This is a genomic window from Bacteroidetes bacterium SB0662_bin_6, assembly GCA_009839485.1.
Classification (GTDB): domain Bacteria; phylum Bacteroidota; class Rhodothermia; order Rhodothermales; family VXPQ01; genus VXPQ01.
The window spans coordinates 14,273-15,417 of the sequence record VXPQ01000016.1 but is presented as its reverse complement, the minus strand read 5'-3'; the positions used below and the strand labels follow the sequence as shown (position 1 = coordinate 15,417).

The window sequence follows — 1,145 nt, the reverse complement described above, 5'->3', positions numbered from 1 at the left end:
TCCCACAGCCTGACGGTATGGTCATTGCCTCCCGAGGCCAGCATACTTCCATCAGGTGAATACACCACCGAGAGAGGTATGATACCGGATCCAAACGCAGAGGTGAGGCTCCCTGAATCCACATCCCACAACCTGACGGTTCTGTCATAGGACGCGGACGCCACGGTACCGCCATCAGGCGAAAAGGCTACCGAATGGACCCCGGACGCATGCCCCCTGAACGTGCTGATCTTGGCCCCCGTAGCGACATCCCACAGCCCGACGGTATTGTAATCGCCTCCCGAAGCCAGCGTGTTTCCATCAGGCGAAAAGACCACCGAATTGACCCTCCTGGTATGCCCCGAGAGCGTTGCGGTGTCGGATCCTGTAGCCACATCCCACAGCCGGACGGTTCCGTCATCGCCTCCCGAAACCAGCATGTTTCCATCGGGCGAAAAGACCACCGAATTGACCCCGGATCCATGCCCCCTGAACGTTCTGATATTGGCCCCCGTAGCCACATCCCACAGCACGACAGTTTTGTCATCGCCTGACGAAGCCAGCATACTGCCATCGGGCGAAAAGGCTACCGAACTGACCCCATACCTATGCCCCACGAGGGTTGCGATGTTGAATCCCGTAACCACATCCCACAACCTGACGGTGTTGTCTTCGGACGCAGATGCCATAATGACGCCATCGGGCGAAAAAACTACGGAAGTGACCCCATACTCATGCTTCGAGAGCGTTGCGGTGTTGTCTCCCGTAGCCACATCCCACAGCCGGACGGTTCTGTCACGGCTTCCCGAGACCAGCTTACTGCCATCGGGTGAAAAGGCTACCGAACGGACCGAATGCGTATGCCCCCTGAACGTTCTGATATTGGATCCCGTAGCCACATCCCACAGCCTGACAGTCCCGTCATAGGACGCGGACGCCACGGTACTGCTATCGGGCGAAAAGGCTACCGAAAAGACCCAATCCCCATGCCCCGAGAGCGTTCTGGCGCTGTCTCCCGCAGCCACATCCCATAGCCGGACGGTTCTGTCATAGGACGCGGACGCCACGATACTGCCATCGGGCGAAAAGGCCACCGAACGGACCGAATTCCTATGCCCCCTGAACGTTCTGATATTGGATCCCGTAGCCACATCCCACAGCCTGAC

At 58.4% G+C, this 1,145-nt stretch carries 1 pseudogene (cut by a window edge); it reads right to left on the bottom strand.

Annotation, left to right across the window (positions count from 1 at the left end):
* Window positions 1-1,145, bottom strand: a pseudogene (locus F4Y00_02350) (hypothetical protein) (it continues 57 nt past the right edge of the window).